The sequence below is a fragment of the Flintibacter muris genome (genome assembly GCF_943192995.1).
Taxonomy (GTDB): domain Bacteria; phylum Bacillota; class Clostridia; order Oscillospirales; family Oscillospiraceae; genus Lawsonibacter; species Lawsonibacter muris.
This window is the reverse complement of the sequence record NZ_CALPCP010000006.1, coordinates 117,309-132,749: the sequence shown is the minus strand read 5'-3', so window position 1 is coordinate 132,749 and position 15,441 is coordinate 117,309. Positions and strand designations below refer to the sequence as shown.

The window sequence follows — 15,441 nt, the reverse complement described above, 5'->3', positions numbered from 1 at the left end:
TCCCTTATCTCTCAGGACAGCAGCCCGCTGAAAATATCGTCCAGAGCGATATCAAAGTCATCGTACAGGCTGCATTTGAAGTGGGCGACAATCTCACCGCCAATCAGTTCTTCCCGAAATTCCTCCTGATAGGCCAGGTTGCTGTTCATAGTATCCGCTCCTTTCCTGTTTCCCATAAAGCTTTCTGCCTATATTATACCATCCGTCCACCTGGCGGTCAATCCAAATCCAAAGGTAAAAAAAGACTGGGAAACTCCCAGTCCTTTACTGCTCTATCTTTACGATATTGATGGCCGGTTCCAGCAAGCTGTTTAATATATTAAAATAATGCAGTCTTATTTATAGCATAAATATAGAGTAAAAAGGAGGTGAACGAAATGGAACTGAATTATTTCAAGGATCAGCTTTTTGATCTGCTGAACGACAGTGATGAACTGAACATTGCGGACATTACCACGGATGACAGGCACGGTCTGTTCACCATCAGCACCGGCGACGGGAGTACATTTGAGCTTTTATGCCGCAAGCTGTAGCCAAGTTCCCCTCATGCCTCCCTTTGTCAGGGGGAGGCTTTTTTACATCATTTTCACAATTTCCTTTTTCAGCCGGGCGATAATCCGCTTTTCCAGCCGGGAGATGTAGGACTGGGAGATGCCCAGCTGGTCGGCCACCTCCTTCTGGGTACACTCCCGGCGGCCGTCCAGGCCAAAGCGGAGGGTGATGATATGCCGTTCCCGGTCATCCAGCCGCTCCATGGCCTGGCGGAGCAGCTGCCGGTCCACGTCGGCCTCCAGGGGCTGGACCACCAGGTCCTCGTCAGTGCCCAGGATGTCGGACAGCAGCAGCTCGTTGCCGTCCCAGTCGGTGTTCAGCGGCTCGTCAAAGGACAGCTCTGTCTTCTGGTTGGCGGTTTTGCGCAGGTACATGAGGATCTCGTTTTCAATGCACCGGCTGGCATAGGTGGCCAGCTTGATGGCCTTCTCCGGCTGGTAGGTGCCTACCGCCTTAATCAGGCCAATGGTTCCAATGGAGATCAGGTCCTCAATGTGGATGCCCGTATTTTCAAACCGCCGGGCGATATAGGCCACCAGGCGCAGGTTGTGTTCAATCAGCTGATTCCGGGCCTCCGGGTCCCCCTGCCCCAGCCGGGCAATGAGGGCGGACTCCTCCTCCCGCTTCAAGGGGGCGGGCAGGGTGTCGCTGCCGCCAATGTACATCACCTTTCCAGGCAGGAGCAGTCCCAGCCGGGTGAGAAGGGCCGACAGGCCCTCTTTCAACTTTATGTAAACTGTTTTCAATGCAGCCACCTCGATTTACCTCCGTGCCGTAGGGGCGCATACCACGCGCCCGCAAAATATAAATATGGGGTCCACAGGCGGATGATATCCGCCCCTATATCATGTCCATTGGTCCGATCAGCGCCTGATATCCGCCCCCGTCGGACACCGGTGTCGGGGACAGGGCTACCAGCACCGGGCCCCTTCTCTGTCCGTCCCGCTCCAGCGCGTCCGCCCGGACGGCCAGCAGCAATCCCCGCTCCACCCCCACGCTGCGGTAGGGCAGCAGGCGGAACCGGGACCGCCATTCTCCTGTCCCCAGGCGGGTCAGGGCGGCGGAGGGGTCACGCAGATCAGCGGGACCGGGACGGTGCTCTCTGGGAAAGAGGGCGGCCACCCGCTCTCCCTCTGCCACCATCACCGGGCGGCCGGATACCGGGTCTGTGAGGGTGTTGCCTGTATCCACCAGGGCGGTAAGGCCGGCGGACCGCTCCCCAAGGATCAGCTTTATGTGAACCAGCTCCCCGCTCACTCCGCTGTGCCTGACCAGACGCTGAAACACCAGGGTGAGCACGCCGTAGCACACCGCCGCCGACAGCAGCACCACCTTTATGTCCAGGGCGGAGTAGAACACCCCGTTGCCCAGCGACAGCCCTGTCCCGCCCAGCAGTCCGATCGCCACCACCCCGCCTCCAAAGGCGCAGGTCAGTGCTATGAACAAAATCCCCTGGCGCAGCAGCCGGCGGCTCCCCCCATAGGCGGTGAGCAGCATCAGGGCGGCGGAGGCCAGCCGGCACAGCGGATGGGCCAGAAAGGCCAGTCCCGGCAAAAAGATGGCCACCGCATACAGTCCCCCCAGCGCGCCCCCCAGGGCAAACCGTATCCGGCGCAGCGGCTCCCCCGCCAGCCGGGCCGCTGCCAGCAGGAGCAGGTAGTCCACCAGAGCGTTGAGGAGGAACAGCGTATCCACATAGATGACTGTCAAATGCCCGTCCCCCTTTCAGCACGTCCTATTATAGGGGCTTGGCCGGGAAAAATCGGTCAAATCGTTGATAGGCTTCTTGGTCGAATTTTGTTTGTGCAAAAAAATAGGTTCCCCGAACAGGGGAACCTATTGAATCAGCTTTTCCGCCTCCTCCCTGCTGTAGCAGCCGTTCAAAACGGCCAGCAGGGCGTTGGCGGACATATGCTCAGGCAGTTCCAGCCGTTTGAGCAGGGCCTGGCGCTTCTCGCCGCTCCCCGGTCCTCCGGACAGTCCGGCGGCGAACAGATCGCCCTTGGTCAGGGGCGGCCCGGAGGGTGAGGTCTGTTCCCCCTCCTCCAGAAAGGTGGCTCCCGCCCGGCGGAGGACGGATTCCAGCACATCAGGGGGCATGCCCTCCACCCCCAGCTTGCCCTCCTTCCCCCGCCGGCGCTTGCGGCGCTCTTTGCCCCAGACGTCCGGAATATAGGCGTGCTTTAAAAATTGGGCGGGAACCGCCCCTTTGATCCGGTTTCGGATGACAAACCCCGCCCCGTCAGAGTCGGTGAGCACCACCAACCCCCGCCGCCGGGCCGCCCGGTCCAGCAGAGCCATCTTTTCCGGGTCCTTGAAGATCTGAAAGCCCCCCGTCTCCAGAATGAGGGTATCTACCACCTGGGACAGAGTGTTCTTGTCGTACCGTCCCTCCACCACAATGGCCTCCCGGATGTGAAGCATGGCAATCTCCTTTCCTCCAAAAGCCTCCCTTCGCAAAGGGAGGCTGCATTTGTAAAGTTCTGCGGGCGGCCAAAGGCCGCCCCTGCAGGTTCAATATCAACACTTTGGATTCAAGTTGTGTTGGCCAGTTCCAGCAGCAGCGTGGTCACCAGCTCCTTGGCGTCCTGGCCGGTGGACTTCATTGCCAGGTCGGTCTGGGCACAGCGGACCACCGCCCGGCGGCACCAGGGCAGAGAGAACCGCCGGGCGCTGGTCATCAGGCGGTCGGCGGGGTAGCGCATACCCCAGAGCCTGGCCACATAGGCGCTGTCCCGCCGCCCGTCCAGGGCCAGCCGGGCGGAGTACAGCTGGCGCAGCTGCTTGCCCAGAGCACTCATAATCTCATAGGGGCTCTTCTGCATCTGGTACAGCTCCCCCAGCACGCGGGCGGCTTTGTCGTAGTTCTTTTCCCCGATAGCGTCGGCAATGCGGAACACCACGGCGCTGAGCTGGGGGGTGGCCACCGCCTCAATATCCGCCCGGGTGATGTGGGGGCCCTTGGCATAGGCGGCAATTTTGCCGATCTCCTGCTGGAGGTTGTGCATCAGGTCGCCGCACAGAAAGATTAGCTCCTCGCACAGCCGGGGGTCAATCTCCTTGCCCTGAGCCTTGAAGTGGCGGCGGACCCAGTCCATCAGCTCCCGCTGGCCCTGGCGGGCAAAGTTGACCGCCGTCCCCCGCTGCTTCACCACCGCCGCCAGCTTGGTGCGGGCGTCCGGCTTGTACTCGATCAGGTCGTAGAGGAACACCAGGCAGCAGTACTCGGGCAGGCTGGACAAAATGCGGATATACTCCTCCTTCTCCCCCGCCTTGAACAGGTCGAAGTCGGTAACAATAACCAGCGTCCGCTCCGCCATCATGGGCAGGCAGTCCACAGCTTCCTCCAGGACGTGGGGGGACATCTCTCTGGCCCCCAGATCGTGGCGGTTGAACTCCCCCAGTCCCCCGGTGAGGACCATCTCCCGCAGTTTTCCCAGATAGTAGTCACGCAGGTAGGTCTCCTCTCCATGGAAAATATACAGCTGCCCCGGCTTCCCTGCGGCCAGGTCCCTTTTCAGCGTCTCATATCCGGAGGTATCCGGCTTGTTCTTTGGCGGCATGGCGCTCTCTCCTTATCCCCGTCTGCAGGGGCGGCCTGTGGCCGCCCGTCCCAATCAGCATGTCTCTTCCGGGCGGCCACAGGCCGCCCTTAGAACCTGTATTCACAGGCGTTGAACGCCGTCTATGAATACAGGTTCTTACTTATTCTCCTCACAGCTGCACTTCTATGGTTCCATAGAGGTCTGTGCGGTAGATTTTGGCTCCGATTTCGTCCAGGCGGACCAAGGTGTCCCAATCCGGGTGGCCGTATTTGTTGTTTGGCCCCACGGAGATGAGGGCCAGGCCTGGGCTGACCCTCTCCAGCAGCTCCGGGGTGGTGGAGGTGGCAGAGCCGTGGTGGCCCACAACCAGCACCTCGATATCGGGCAGGGCGGCGGTCTCCACCAGCCGCAGCTCCCCCTCTTGCTCCATGTCGCCGGTGATGAGCACATCCGTCTGCCCAGCGGAGGCCAGCACAGTCAGTCCCAGCTCGTTGGCGGTCCCCTCTTCCGCCATGGGGGCGAAGACGGACACTGTCCTGTCCTCCGCCAGCTCAAAGCAGGTGTCCTCCCGGACCATGCGCACCGGGATATTTTGCCGCTTTGCGGCGGACAGAATTTCCATTCTCAGCGGGTCGTCCGCCTCCACGTCGGGCAAGGCGATCTCCCCTACCCCAATCCGCCTCAGCAGCTGAGGAATCCCGTTGGCGTGGTCGGCGTGGTAGTGGGACACCACCAGCAAATCCACGTCGCTGCGGCCCAGGGCCTGGAGGTAGTCGGCCGCGATATCGCCGGGGTCATCCCGGCTGTCCCCGCCGCAGTCCACCAGGGTGAGAAAGTCCCCTGTGCGAACCAGAACGCTCTGTCCCTGGCCCACGTCCAGAACCGTCACCGCCATATCCCCGGCCCGGAAGGAGGCCCGGGTGAGGCTCACGGCCAGCACCAGCGCCGCCGTCCCGGCGGCCAGAGGCATCCACACTGGCCGCCGCCCCTTTGCGCGAACAAAGGCCAGCACCAGACCATAGCCCAGCACCAGCCAGGCCCGGTAGTACACCGACTCCAGGGGCAGCGCCGCCAGGGCGGGCCGGGACAGCTGGTCAATCACCCACTGGAGGTAGCGGGTCAGGGCGGTAAAGGGGATTGCCAGCACCGCCGCCGGTTCAGGCAGGAGGATAGCCAGCGCCCCCACTCCCAGTCCGCCCAGAAACAGGAAGCCAATGGCCCACAGGGTGAGCAGATTGGACAGGGGCGAGATGAGGGAGATCATATTGAAGTGTACTGCCACCAGGGGAATGGTGAGCACTGAGGCGCCCAGAGTGGCGGAGAGGGTGGATATCACAAAGTATGGAAGCATCCGCAGCAGTTTTATCCCAAAATTGGCGGGCTTGGACAGCCTGTCCATGTGAAAGCATCTGAGCAGCCAGTCCTGAACCCGGTCAGACACCAGCAGAATGCCCGCCACCGCCGCAAAGGACAGCTGCAAGCCGATATGAGCGGCGGAGAAGGGGTTGACCCACAGCAGCAGAAGCAAAGCCAGTGCCAGCGAGGTAGGGCCGTCCCGCTCCCGGTCCAGCAGGGGCGCGAACTGGAGCATGAGCACCATCACCGCCGCCCGAAGCACCGACGGGGTGCTGCCCGCGATTCCGCAGAACAGCACCACCCATAAAATGGTCAACACCGCGGTGCTCCGCCTGTTCCGGCCCAGCAGCAGGGTGAGCAGTCCGGCCAGAAAGGCCAGGTGCATACCGGACACCGCCACTGTATGGCTCAGTCCGGTGCGCTCCAGAGAAGTGGTAAAGGCGTCGGTGAGGCTGTCCCGGTTGCCCGTCACAAGGGCCTTGACAAAGCCCGCCGTCTCCTCCGGAAAGGCGGCGTCAATCCCCGCTTTCAGCGCCTTCGCCGCCCAGGCGGCAAAATACTGGGGCGGCACCTGGTCCGGACGCTCCGCCGCCAGCCGCCCATAGGCCTGGGCTCGAAGAAAAATCCCTTTGGCGGTGTAGTAGGTGATCTTCTCCCCGGCAAAGGTCCGGTCCCCCAGGGTGCAGCGGGCAATGGTCTCTATCCGGTCGCCGGGGCGCAGACCCGCCCCCTGCCCGTCTGTATACAGAATGGCGGACAGCTTCACCCAGCTGTCCGTGTCCGCACGGACCAGAACGGTATACCCGCCATACGTCCCCTCCTGGGGCCAGTCGGCCACTGTGGCAGTGAGCCGGACGGTCTGGCCGTCCAGTTCCTTGGCTGGCTGAAAGAACACCGCCGTATACAGGGCTGTCCACAAAAAGCCCGCCGCCAGCCCGGATAAAATCAGCAGAGCCCGGGTGCGGACACGGCTTTTTTTCCGGAGGAACAGCCTCAGCAGCAGCGCTGTGACAGCCAGTCCCCCGCCCAGCACCGGCAAAACGGCGTCCAACTCCCCGTAGACAGAGAGGAAAACAGCGGCGGCAAAGGAGAAGGCAAAGGCGACCAGTATGCGCACGGTCCTCTCCCCTCTCCCAGCATTTTCTAAAGGGTATCATGTTTGTGAGAAAATTGCAAGGGCGAACTCTCTCAGTCCACGCAAATCAATTTTGGGAAAATCCAGCCGTATTGGCAGGGCGGAACGACTCGGCCCGCCGCCGGTTGGCAGTGAACGGCGCACCGGGGTCACCGCGCCCTACAGCCGCAGGGGCCCTCTTGCCATCCTTTGAAAAGTATGATAAAATCATCCCACTTTCCAAAAAGGAGCGCCCTGCCATGACCGACTACTTCCATTTAAATATAGACCGGGACCGCCTGCTGTCCCTGTCCACCCTGGGGCTGGCCCACCTGGGGGACGGCGTGTATGAGCTGATGGTCCGCTCCTGGCTGGTGCTCCACGGCAAGGCCAGGGCCCGCGACCTGCACAAGGCCACCGTCCAGTATGTGGCCGCCCCCGCCCAGGCAGAGCGGTTTGAGAAAATCCGGCCCCTGCTGTCTGAGGAGGAGGGCGATGTCTTCCGCCGGGGCCGCAACACCGTCCCCCACTCTGTCCCCAAGGCGGCCAGCCGGGCCCAGTACCAGACCGCCACCGGCCTGGAGGCCCTGTTTGGCTGGCTGTATCTCCAGGGACAAACCGAGCGGCTGAACGAGTTATTTGCTGTTATGATGGAGGAGTGAACCATGCCAATTTACAAGCCGGAAGAGTATGACGCCGTTTTAGCGCGGATCAAAGCGGCAATCAAGGAACAGGATATCCAAATGGGACCTGTCCTGTCTGAGGAAGACATCCGCTCCTTTGAGCAGAAGCATCAGGTCACCCTCCCCGAGGGCTACCGCCGCTTCCTGCTGGAGGTGGGTGACGGCTGCGACATGTTCGACGGCTACGACTTTCTGCCCCTTGGAGCAAAGCGTGAGGTAGAAAACTATGCAGAACCCTTCCGTTATGAGGAGCACTGGGTGGATTGGGACAACATGGAGGAGGGCGAGGAGCCGCCCTTCGGCAATCCTTTTACCAGCGGCACGCTGGAACTCATCGACATCGGCTGCGGCCAGACCTGTGAGCTGGTCATCACCGGCCCCTGCCGGGGCGAGGTCTGGCATTTTTGCGAAATGGGCGTTCAGCCCTGCTGCCAGCGCCAGGACTTTCTGGGCTGGTTCGAACGCTGGCTCACCGACGGGGATGATGTGGACTACTTTGCAGAGTTTCCCTATTGAACATTGGAGCGTGATTTTCTATGCCTTTGGACGCACTGTGCCTGTCGGGCGTTGTCCATGAACTGAACACCAACCTCTCCGGCTCCCGGGTAGACAAAATATACCAGCCGGGGCGGGATGAGGTAATTTTGGCTCTGCGCTCCCCCGCTGTGGGGAACGTGCGGCTGCTGCTGTCCGCCAACCCGGCCCACCCCAGGCTCCATTTGACCACCCTGCCTCTGGAAAACCCGGAAAAGCCCCCCATGTTCTGCATGCTGCTGCGCAAGCACATGTCCGAAGCCCGGCTGCTGGAGTTTGTCCAGACCCCTCTGGAACGGGTGGTCACCCTCCGCTTTGAGGCGCTGAACGAGCTGGGCGACCGGGTAGAGCGCTGCCTGGTGCTGGAGGCCATCAGCCACAAGACCAACCTGATCCTGCTGGACGGAGAGGGCCGCATCCTGGACTGCATCCGCCACGTGGGGCTGGACGGTGCGGACAAGCTGCTCCTCCAGCGGGAGGGACAGCCCTCCGGGGTGCGGTACCGGGTGCTCCAGCCGGGGATGTTCTACCGCCTCCCCCCCGGCGTGGACAAGGTAAATCCCCTCACCGCAAGCCGGGAGGAGCTGAAGGAACTGCTGGCCGCCGCCCCAGAGGAGGCCCAGGCCGACCGCTGGCTGCTGGACACCTTCGGGGGGCTGTCCCCCCTCATCTGTCGGGAGCTGGCCTACCGGACCGGGGGCGCTGTGGACCTGCGGCTGAACACTCTGGGGCCCGAAGGCCGGGGACGGCTGCTGGACCAACTGGAGGACCTGCGGGAAACCGCCGTCAACTGCTCCCCCGCCATGATTACCATGGACGGCCGGCCAAAGGACTTCACCTTTTTGCCCGTGGGGCAGTATGAGGGCGCGGCCCAGGTGGACATTTGGCCCGCCTTCTCCCCCCTGCTGGACGCCTTCTTTGAGCAGCGGGAGCGCCAGGACCGGGTAAAACAGAAGGGTCAGGACCTGATTAAATCAGTGACCAGCGCCCGGGACCGCACCGCCCGGAAAATCGGCAATCAGGAAAAGGAGCTGGCCGCCGCCCGAGACCGGGACCGGCTGCGCCAGCTGGGGGACATCCTTACCAGCAACTTTTACCAGATGGAAAAGGGCATGGCCCGCCTTCGGACCATAGATTTTTACCACCCGGAGGGCAAAGAGATTGAGATCAAACTGGACCCCCTCCTCACCCCCCAGCAGAACGCCGCCAGGTACTACAAGGACTATAACCGGGCCAAAAAGGCGGAGGAGAACCTTACCATCCAGCTGGAGAAGGGTCGGAAAGAGCTGGACTATCTGAACAGCGTGTTGGAAAACATCTCCCTGGCCGAGGGGGAGCGGGATCTGGCGGAGATCCGTCAGGAGCTGGCAGACACCGGCTACCTCCGCCGCCCCGCCAAGGCCAAGGACCGGGGGAAGCGGGTGACCTCCAAGCCTATGGAATTTATGTCAACCTCCGGCCTGCGCATCTCTGTGGGTAAAAACAACAGCCAGAACGATCTGCTCACCTGCAAGCTGGCCGGCAAGGGGGATATCTGGTTCCACACCCAGAAAATCCACGGCTCCCACGTTATTTTGTGGACAGAGGGCGGTCAGCCCGACCTCCAGAGCCTGAACGAGGCCGCCATTCTGGCCGCCTGGTTCTCCCAGGCCCGGGACAGCAGCAAGGTTCCCGTGGACTACACTCCCGTGCGTTATGTAAAGAAGCCCGGGGGCGCCCGGCCCGGCATGGTAATCTACACCACTTATGAGACCGCCCAGGTCACCCCCGACGGGGAACTGGCCAAGCGGCTGAGAGTTAAATAATGCGGAACTTCTTTCAGAGCATGAACACAAATCCGGCCTATCAAGAGGATCTGCCCGAAGAGCTGATTGACGGGGAATTTGTCGCAATGTCTCCCCGGCCCACATTCAACCACAACCGGGTATCGGAAAATATTGACTTCATTTTCCGTACCTATCTGAAAGGCAAAACATGTATCCCATTCGGGGACGGCGACTTGTTCCTAACGGAAAAGGATCATTTTCTCCCCGATTTCATGGTGGTCTGCGACCGGGACAAGATTCAGGGCGACGGCGTACACGGCGCACCTGATCTGGTGGTGGAGGTCCTCTCCCCCAGCACCGCCAAGCGGGACCGGAGCTACAAGATGGACATCTACGCCCGGTGCGGCGTTAAGGAATACTGGATTGTCAGCCCGGAAAGCCAATCGGTGGAGACCTATCGAAACATCGGCGCACAGTTCCGGCTCCATGAGGTATACAGCGTATATCCCGACTGGATGCTGGCCAAAATGAAGCCGGAGGAGCGCGCTGAAGTGACTACTGTGTTTCAGTGCAGCCTGTATGACGACCTGGATATTTCCTTGGACGACATTTTCAGCGGTCTTCTGCCAAACAACCAAAAAAGTTGAATATTGCAGTTCGCCGCCGGTCTTGCTGACCGGCGGCGTTCATGTTTCCAGCTCCTCCCGGTGCTCCCGGAAGAACTGCCAGTAGGTCTGGATATGCTCCAGCCGTGTCCAATGACAGGTCCGGATGGGGACGCTGTCCAGGTCGTAAATTTTTGCTTCTCTCATAGCCAGCAGGAAGGGCGAGTGGGTAGAGATGACAAACTGACAGCGGTAAAATCGGGCGGAGTCCTCCAGAAAGGCGCACAGCTCTCGCTGGAGCCTGGGCGACAGGCTGTTTTCCGGCTCGTCCAACAGATACAGGCCATCCTCTTTGATCTCCTTGGTGAAAAAGGCAAAGGCGCTCTCCCCATTGGACTTCTCTATTACGTCGTTCATCACCTGGTCCCGGACATACCGGGAGCCAGTTTTCCGCTGGGCGTCCACCACCTGGCGCAGGCGGTCGTAGTCCTCCATGGAGCGCATCTGAAAGCTGGCGTATTTGGCGCTGGTGTACTCCTCCAGCAGCTCCTGGCGGCGGCAGTTGATGTTCTCGTTCATGTAACGCAGGTCCAGGAGGTAGTCAAACACGTCGTCGCTGGTGATGACCCGGCTGTTTTCCCTCGCCGTGTGGAACCCGGGGGCGGTTTCCGCCTGGCATTGCTCCAGGTAATATGCAAAAAAAGAGCTGCGGTTAAACACCGTCCCCCGGGCCAGGCCCAGCTTCTCCCCCATCAGGTTCAGGATTGTGGTCTTACCGCTGCCGTTGCCGCCGCACAGGATGGTAACAGGTTCCAGTTCCAGCGCGGGCACCGGACGGTTCTGAAATACTCCAAAGGGGTACCGGCTGGTGTAGCAGGTGCGCTTGTTCTCGGGATTATCATTTAGAAGAAAGAACTCCCTGCTCTCAGATGGCAGGGAAAAGCGGCGCAGATAGATCATAGCGGCTCCTTAAAGGGGACCGCCTCCGCATAGCGGAGGCGGTTTTGAAACATTACTGCTTGCTCTTGATATACTCGTCAATGGACTTGGCGGCGGACTTGCCGGCGCCCATGGCCAGAATGACGGTAGCGGCTCCGGTGGCGGCGTCGCCGCCGGCGAAGATATTGGGGCAGGAGGTGCAGCCGTGGTCGTCGGCCTGCACACAGCCCTTGCGGGTCTTCTCCAGGCCGGGGGTGCCCTCGTAGCTCATGGGGTTGGGCTGGGTGCCCAGAGACATGACTACGGCGTCCACCTCCATCTTAAACTCGCTGCCCTCTTTGACTACGGGGCGGCGGCGGCCGGAGGCGTCCGGCTCACCCAGCTCCATCTGCACGCAGGTGATGGACTGGACATGGCCGGTCTCGTCCCCCTCAATGGACACAGGGTTGGTGAGCAGATCGAAGATGATGCCCTCCTCCTTGGCATGGTGGACCTCCTCCTTACGGGCGGGGAGCTCCGCCTCGGAGCGGCGGTAGACGATATGGACCTCGGCACCCAGGCGCTTGGCGCAGCGGGCGGCGTCCATGGCCACGTTGCCGCCGCCCACCACAGCCACCTTCTTGTTGTGGAGCACAGGGGTGGGGGAGTCCTCCTTGTAGGCCTTCATCAGGTTAATGCGGGTGAGGTACTCGTTGGCGGAGTAGACGCCCACCAGGGACTCGCCGGGGATCTTCATAAACATGGGCAGGCCGGCGCCGGAGCCGATAAAGACAGCCTCGTAGCCCTGTTCAAACAGCTCGGTGATGGTGAGCACCTTGCCGATTACCATGTTCAGCTCAATATCCACGCCCATCTTCTCCAGATTGGCCACCTCGCGCTTGACAATATCCTTGGGGAGACGGAACTCGGGGATGCCGTAGCTGAGCACGCCGCCGGGGGTGTGGAAGGCCTCAAACACGGAGACGGAGTAGCCCATACGGGCCAGCTCACCGGCGCAGGTCAGACCGGCGGGTCCGGAGCCGATCACGGCCACCTTGTGGCCGTTCTTGGGGGCGGTGGCCACGTTGGCGATCCCGTTTTCGGCGGCCCAGTCGGCCACAAAGCGCTCAATGCGGCCGATAGAAACGGGCTCACCCTTCACGCCACGGACACATTTGCCCTCACACTGGGTCTCCTGGGGGCAGACCCGTCCGGAGATGGCGGGCAGGGCATTGGCGTCGGACAGCAGCTGATAGGCGGCGGCCAGGTCACCCTCGGCCACTTTGCCCACAAACTCGGGGATGGGAATGCCCACCGGGCATCCGCTGACGCAGGGCTTGTTCTTGCAGTTCAGGCACCGCTGTGCCTCATTCCGGGCCTGCTCCAGGGTGTAACCCAGGGCCACCTCTTTAAAATTGGCGTTGCGGACATTGGCCTCCTGCTCGGGCATGGGGGTCTTTTCCATCTGCATATTAGCCATTCATGGCACCTCCTCCCAGGCGGCAGAGGTGGGCCTCTTTCGCCTTGGCTTCATGCTCTTTATAGGTCGCATTGCGGGCGATCACTTCGTCAAAGTCCACCTTGTGGCCGTCAAAGTCGGGGCCGTCCACGCAGGCAAACTTCACCTCGCCGTCCACGGTGAGGCGGCAGCAGCCGCACATGCCGGTACCGTCGATCATAATGGGGTTCATGCTCACAGTGGTGGGGATGTTGTATTTTTCTGTCAGCTTGCAGGCAAACTTCATCATCAGCAGAGGACCAATGGCAAAGACATGGTCAAACTTGACCCCGCTGGCAATCAGCTCCTCCAGCTTGCCGGTGACAAAGCCGTGGTAGCCGTAGGTACCATCGTCGGTGCAGATGTGAAGGTCGGTGCAGGCCTCGGACATCTCCTTCTCCAGGATGACAATATCCTTGGTCTTAAAGCCGCCGATCAGGTCCACCTGGTTGCCGGCCTGATGCAGGGCGCGGGCCACGGGCAGGGCAATGGCGCAGCCCAGACCGCCGCCCAGAACGGCCACCCGGCCCAGGTCCTCCACCTCGGTGGGCAGGCCCAGGGGGCCCACAAAGTCCTGGAGGCAGTCGCCCTCGTTCAGCTGGTCCAGAGCCATGGTAGTGCCGCCGATCTTCTGGTAGATCACTGTAACCAGGCCGTCCACCGCGCTGGAGATGGTGAGGGGAATCCGCTCTCCCTCTTCATCCACCCGCAGGATGATGAACTGGCCCGCCTTGGCCTTGGCGGCCACCAGCGGCGCGTACACCGAAATTTGAGAAATTTCAGGCGTCAGCGTCTTCTTGCTTGCGATTTCGTACTTCTTCACTGTTTCTCCTCCTGTCAGAGTTCTTCCTTTTTCCATCAAGGTTATTATTGCCAGCGGCCTCGCCGCACAGATCACAAATTTTTCTTTTTCCCATAGCGCCGCCGCCGGTGGGCGTAGCGCAGAGCCCGGACCAGGAAAAACGCCGCAACGGCCGATGCCGCCAGCACAATCAGCGTCACAACGGTGATCCAGTTGGGATTTTTCACCAGCTCCACCGGGTTCCAGCTGCGGCTGACGTTTTTCCGCCCGTCCGGAGCGGTGTACCGCAGGGGGAGGCCATCCTCCCCAAAGCTCTGGAGGTAGGCGGCCAGGGCGTACCACTCCTTGATCTCGCTGCCGTTCTCATCCCGGAGGATGCAGGCCTCAAAGTCGGTGACCGGGGTGCCGTCCGCCATTTTGGGCTCCAGGGAGAGCAGGCCGAAGGATTTGCTCTTCACTGTACTCAGCATCTGGGCGGAGTACATGCCGGTAACCACCCGGTAGAGCTGATCGTCTTCGATCTCACTGTAAAACTTTGGACTCACTGGAGCCGGCGGCTCCGTTGTACCATCCGGAAGCTCAACCACCGCGCTGTGGAAAAAATCCACATACTGGTACAGCTGAATATCCGTCACCCGGTTGAAAAACATCCGGTGGGTGTTGAAGGAGTACTCCATCCCCGCCATATACAGCTGGGCGGCGGGTATAAGGGGGGTGATGGAGGCGTCCACCTCGGCCACGGTTTTCAGCTCCTTCCCCGTCAGGTAGCAGGCCACCAGTGGAAAGCCGGAGGTGCCGTCGCTCCCCACCCCCATAGACAGCACGTCGAAGGCCATAGAGGTGGTAACCTCCCCCGGATACAGGGGTGCGCGGAGCACCCCGTCGGCGGTGACGGTGACGGTAGGCACGTCGGGGGCATTTGCCTCCAGGTTGTTCACCGCCCAGAGGAAGGAATCGGCCACCAGCTCGCCCAGGGGGTTGCCCTTCTGCACCCCGGACTCTGGGGTAAGCAGATCAAAGCCGGACACAGTGAGCACCTGGTCGTAGGTCAGACCGTAGGGTGCCAGGTAGGTCCCCCCCACCAGCCCCTTCCACCGGTCTATCATGGTGGTAATCCCGGCGTCCTCCGGGAGGGTCTCATCAATGGGGATCAGGTGGTAATCGGACAGGGTCTTTCTCCCGCCCTCGGTCCAGCTGAAGGTGACAGACCCCAGGTTGGAGCAGTAGGGCCCGGCGGAGACGATATAGGTATCGTTTACCACAATGGGTTCGGTCAGCGTGGTGTGGGTGTGTCCGGAGACGATCAGGTCAATACCGCTCACCGCTCCGGCCAGCTGCTCATCCTCAGACAGCTTCTTTTTCTCGTTGGTCCCGGAGTGGGACAGGCAGATGATAAATTCCGCCCCCTCCTCTTTCAAGGCGTCCACACACCGCTGGGCGTTTTCCGCCACGTCCCCCAGGGCAAACCCGGAGGAGGGCGCGCAGGCGTGGGAGTCCTCCCCCATCAGTCCAAACAGGCCATAGGTGACCCCGCCCCGCTCCAGCAGCATATAGTCCTGTACGCCGTAGGCGGCCATGGACCGCTGGATGTCCAGCCGGTCCGGGTTATCCTCCGCCGGCTTGTAGTTGGCCATCAGCAGTACAGGCGAGGGGTCGCCGCTGTCCACCACGGCGTTGAGCATGGAGGCAAAGCCGGTTCCGGTGTGGTCAAACTCGTGGTTGCCGGCAGTGGCGGCGTCGTAGCCCATGGCGCCCATGGTGCGCAGTTCCGCCCCCTGGGTGGTGTACAGCGTCTGGATCAGGGAGCCAATGGAAAAGTCCCCCCCGTCCACCGTGAGGGCGTTAGGATGGGCGGCCCGCTCCCGGTCCAGAACGGTTTTCAGGCGGGCGTAGCCGCCGGACTGCTTCCCCTGCCCGTCGGACTGGGGCAAAAAGTGGGAGTGGAGGTCGTGGGTGAAGAGCACCGTGGTTGTGTGCTCCCCCGGCGAGGCCGCCAGAGCGGGCAGGAGGGAGCACAGCAGCATAACTGCCATCAAAAAGGCGGAAACACGGCGTTTCACTTGCGCAC

15 protein-coding genes are annotated in these 15,441 nt (G+C 61.4%); 5 read left to right on the top strand and 10 right to left on the bottom strand.

The window, feature by feature from the left end; genetic code table 11:
• Nucleotides 1-11: 11 nt before the first annotated feature.
• Nucleotides 12-149, bottom strand: coding sequence for a hypothetical protein (locus NFS22_RS07785; protein ID WP_251317141.1), 138 nt, complete (start codon nucleotides 147-149; stop codon nucleotides 12-14).
• A gap of 228 nt (nucleotides 150-377) precedes the next feature.
• Here NFS22_RS07785 and NFS22_RS07780 point away from each other — a divergent pair, with 228 nt between their 5' ends.
• A complete protein-coding gene (locus NFS22_RS07780; RefSeq protein ID WP_251317140.1) occupies nucleotides 378-533 on the top strand; it encodes a hypothetical protein in 156 nt (51 codons plus the stop codon).
• A gap of 42 nt (nucleotides 534-575) precedes the next feature.
• Here NFS22_RS07780 and sigE read toward each other — a convergent pair whose 3' ends face one another.
• The 5 genes from sigE to NFS22_RS07755 form a co-directional block, all read right to left on the bottom strand.
• Entirely contained in the window at nucleotides 576-1,307 is a 732-nt protein-coding gene (gene sigE, locus NFS22_RS07775) for an RNA polymerase sporulation sigma factor SigE (RefSeq protein WP_251317139.1), read from the bottom strand.
• An 85-nt stretch (nucleotides 1,308-1,392) separates the two neighbouring features.
• Nucleotides 1,393-2,262, bottom strand: coding sequence for a sigma-E processing peptidase SpoIIGA (locus tag NFS22_RS07770; protein WP_251317138.1), 870 nt, complete (start codon nucleotides 2,260-2,262; stop codon nucleotides 1,393-1,395).
• A gap of 126 nt (nucleotides 2,263-2,388) precedes the next feature.
• On the bottom strand, nucleotides 2,389-2,976 hold the full coding sequence (locus NFS22_RS07765) for a ribonuclease M5 (RefSeq protein WP_251317137.1): 588 nt from the start codon (nucleotides 2,974-2,976) through the stop codon (nucleotides 2,389-2,391).
• A 110-nt stretch (nucleotides 2,977-3,086) separates the two neighbouring features.
• Nucleotides 3,087-4,115, bottom strand: a complete 1,029-nt coding sequence (gene holA / locus NFS22_RS07760; protein WP_251317136.1) for a DNA polymerase III subunit delta — start codon at nucleotides 4,113-4,115, stop codon at nucleotides 3,087-3,089.
• 151 nt (nucleotides 4,116-4,266) lie between these two features.
• The gene (locus NFS22_RS07755; protein ID WP_251317135.1) at nucleotides 4,267-6,570 is read right to left on the bottom strand and encodes a DNA internalization-related competence protein ComEC/Rec2; all 2,304 of its coding nucleotides are present in this window, start codon (nucleotides 6,568-6,570) and stop codon (nucleotides 4,267-4,269) included.
• Nucleotides 6,571-6,827: 257 nt separating this feature from the next.
• Between NFS22_RS07755 and NFS22_RS07750 the strand changes: the two genes are divergently transcribed.
• From NFS22_RS07750 to NFS22_RS07735, 4 genes are read left to right on the top strand one after another with little or no spacing between them, the layout of a single operon-like run.
• A complete protein-coding gene (locus NFS22_RS07750; protein WP_251317134.1) occupies nucleotides 6,828-7,229 on the top strand; it encodes a Mini-ribonuclease 3 in 402 nt (133 codons plus the stop codon).
• Nucleotides 7,230-7,232: 3 nt separating this feature from the next.
• Entirely contained in the window at nucleotides 7,233-7,766 is a 534-nt protein-coding gene (locus NFS22_RS07745; RefSeq protein ID WP_251317133.1) for an SMI1/KNR4 family protein, read from the top strand.
• 20 nt (nucleotides 7,767-7,786) lie between these two features.
• Nucleotides 7,787-9,589, top strand: a complete 1,803-nt coding sequence (locus tag NFS22_RS07740; RefSeq protein WP_251317132.1) for an Rqc2 family fibronectin-binding protein — start codon at nucleotides 7,787-7,789, stop codon at nucleotides 9,587-9,589.
• The gene (locus NFS22_RS07735) at nucleotides 9,589-10,197 is read left to right on the top strand and encodes a Uma2 family endonuclease (RefSeq protein ID WP_251317131.1); all 609 of its coding nucleotides are present in this window, start codon (nucleotides 9,589-9,591) and stop codon (nucleotides 10,195-10,197) included. Before NFS22_RS07740 ends, NFS22_RS07735 begins: the two co-directional genes overlap by 1 nt.
• A gap of 39 nt (nucleotides 10,198-10,236) precedes the next feature.
• Here the strand turns inward: NFS22_RS07735 and NFS22_RS07730 are convergent, their stop codons facing one another.
• From NFS22_RS07730 to NFS22_RS07715, 4 genes are all read right to left on the bottom strand, one after another.
• The gene (locus NFS22_RS07730; RefSeq protein ID WP_251317130.1) at nucleotides 10,237-11,115 is read right to left on the bottom strand and encodes an AAA family ATPase; all 879 of its coding nucleotides are present in this window, start codon (nucleotides 11,113-11,115) and stop codon (nucleotides 10,237-10,239) included.
• 52 nt (nucleotides 11,116-11,167) lie between these two features.
• Nucleotides 11,168-12,553 (bottom strand): NADPH-dependent glutamate synthase, encoded by a 1,386-nt coding sequence (gene gltA / locus NFS22_RS07725; protein WP_251317129.1) that lies wholly within the window; start codon nucleotides 12,551-12,553, stop codon nucleotides 11,168-11,170.
• Complete coding sequence (locus tag NFS22_RS07720) at nucleotides 12,546-13,394, bottom strand: sulfide/dihydroorotate dehydrogenase-like FAD/NAD-binding protein (RefSeq protein WP_251317128.1); 849 nt, start codon at nucleotides 13,392-13,394, stop codon at nucleotides 12,546-12,548. The genes gltA and NFS22_RS07720 overlap by 8 nt, the downstream gene beginning before the upstream one ends.
• Nucleotides 13,395-13,465: 71 nt before the next feature.
• The gene (locus NFS22_RS07715) at nucleotides 13,466-15,433 is read right to left on the bottom strand and encodes a bifunctional metallophosphatase/5'-nucleotidase (protein ID WP_251317127.1); all 1,968 of its coding nucleotides are present in this window, start codon (nucleotides 15,431-15,433) and stop codon (nucleotides 13,466-13,468) included.
• Nucleotides 15,434-15,441: the final 8 nt, after the last annotated feature.

Bases quoted from the DNA above. Each gene is read 5' to 3' on its own strand.
- NFS22_RS07785 (WP_251317141.1), bottom strand. From the start codon at position 149: ATGAACAGCAACCTGGCCTATCAGGAGGAATTTCGGGAAGAACTGATT.
- NFS22_RS07780 (WP_251317140.1), top strand. From the start codon at position 378: ATGGAACTGAATTATTTCAAGGATCAGCTTTTTGATCTGCTGAACGAC.
- NFS22_RS07765 (WP_251317137.1), bottom strand. From the start codon at position 2,976: ATGCTTCACATCCGGGAGGCCATTGTGGTGGAGGGACGGTACGACAAG.
- holA (WP_251317136.1), bottom strand. From the start codon at position 4,115: ATGCCGCCAAAGAACAAGCCGGATACCTCCGGATATGAGACGCTGAAA.
- NFS22_RS07750 (WP_251317134.1), top strand. From the start codon at position 6,828: ATGACCGACTACTTCCATTTAAATATAGACCGGGACCGCCTGCTGTCC.
- NFS22_RS07745 (WP_251317133.1), top strand. From the start codon at position 7,233: ATGCCAATTTACAAGCCGGAAGAGTATGACGCCGTTTTAGCGCGGATC.
- NFS22_RS07740 (WP_251317132.1), top strand. From the start codon at position 7,787: ATGCCTTTGGACGCACTGTGCCTGTCGGGCGTTGTCCATGAACTGAAC.
- NFS22_RS07735 (WP_251317131.1), top strand. From the start codon at position 9,589: ATGCGGAACTTCTTTCAGAGCATGAACACAAATCCGGCCTATCAAGAG.
- NFS22_RS07730 (WP_251317130.1), bottom strand. From the start codon at position 11,115: ATGATCTATCTGCGCCGCTTTTCCCTGCCATCTGAGAGCAGGGAGTTC.
- gltA (WP_251317129.1), bottom strand. From the start codon at position 12,553: ATGGCTAATATGCAGATGGAAAAGACCCCCATGCCCGAGCAGGAGGCC.